At 34.7% G+C, this 1,537-nt stretch carries 1 protein-coding gene; it reads right to left on the reverse strand.

Features of this window, described 5'->3' with window-relative positions:
- Positions 1-374 precede the first annotated feature (374 nt).
- Positions 375-746 (reverse strand): GxxExxY protein, encoded by a 372-nt coding sequence (locus ND6B_RS06775; protein ID WP_033103280.1) that lies wholly within the window; start codon positions 744-746, stop codon positions 375-377.
- Positions 747-1,537 lie beyond the last annotated feature (791 nt).

The following is a 1,537-nucleotide window of genomic DNA, read 5'->3' on the forward strand; positions in this document are numbered from 1 at the left end:
CCTAAGTACTAATTATTTTGTCACTACCTCTAAAAGCGCAGCGTCTCTTAGCCCTCTTTGTGCATAATTTTCTTAAAGATCTTATTGCACTGAGAGAAGGGAATGAGTAGTAAATGAGAAACCAAAGCCACTAACCTAAGTACTAATTATTTTGTCACTACCTCTAAAAGCGCAGCGTCTCTTAGCCCTCTTTGTGCATAATTTTCTTAAAGATCTTATTGCACTGAGAGAAGGGAATGAGTAGTAAATGAGAAACCAAAGCCACTAACCTAAGTACTAATTATTTTGTCACTTCCTCTAAAAGCGCAGCGTCTCTTAGTCCTCTTTGTGCATCTTCACTTAAGAGAATATTAACTATCAAGTTGATTGAAAAATCATAAATTAAAGCGCTTGATACCATCAACCAACTTTAGTGTATTAAAGTTAATTAGTAAGCCCGTATTTATATTTGATAGCTTCATATATGTAATCAACTGCGCTGAGTGAATAGGTTGTAGTTTATCAACGGCCTTCAGTTCAATTATTAATTCATTTGGTAATAAAATATCCAATTTATAACCTGTTGCAATATATTGTTCCTTGTAAATTATTGGTAGTTCAACTTGATTTTTAATAAATAACCCAGCCTGACATAACTCATACATTAAACAAGATTCATAGCTTGACTCCAATAAGCCAGGGCCTAAAGTTTTGTGTACCTCTATTGCGCAGCCAATTACTGTTTGTGTTAACTCGTCAATGTGCATGATTATCCTTATTCAATGGTAACTTTAAGAGTTAGATTTTTTATTTCTACTTGTATTGATTTAAACTGATTATAGTTTAGTAAAGTAATTTATCCTTTACTCAACAATGCAAAGCTTACCTCACATAGAAAATTGTATGAGAAAACATTAAATACTAGGCCTAGTTATTAATTAAAATATTCTGTATTTGTCACGTCCTCTAAATCGCAGAGCCTTTTCATCCTTTATATGAATAATTTACTAAGACCTAATTGAACTGAGAGAAGCGAATGAGGAGCAAATGAGAAGATCAAACAGATCTTAGGTAGAGCTCATAACTTATAGACGCTGAGCTTGCCCGCGTGAGAAGTACAGCTTCTGATTTTTAAGTGTCATCCTCTAAAAGCGCAGCGTCTCTTAGCCCTCTTTGTGCATAATTTTCTTAAAGATCTTATTGCACTGAGAGAAGGGAATGAGTAGTAAATGAGAAATCAAAGCCACTAACCTAAGTACTAATTATTTTGTCACTACCTCTAAAAGTGCAGCGTCTCTTAGCCCTCTTTGTGCATAATTTTCTTAAAGATCTTATTGCACTGAGAGAAGGGAATGAGTAGTAAATGAGAAATCAAAGCGACTAACCTAAGTACTAATTATCGGAGTTTTTCAAGTTAGTTGTCGCCTCAAGTTAAATTTTATGCCGCCCGCATTTCTTCTTTTTTCTCAGGGTTTAAATTTACTTCATTTATCATTGACCAGTCTCGTGACTTCCCTGACCAACGGCTTGGGTTATTCAATTTAGCTGCGTCGTTTAC

It is taken from the genome of Pseudoalteromonas sp. ND6B (genome assembly GCF_000764215.1).
GTDB classification, from domain to species: domain Bacteria; phylum Pseudomonadota; class Gammaproteobacteria; order Enterobacterales; family Alteromonadaceae; genus Pseudoalteromonas; species Pseudoalteromonas tetraodonis.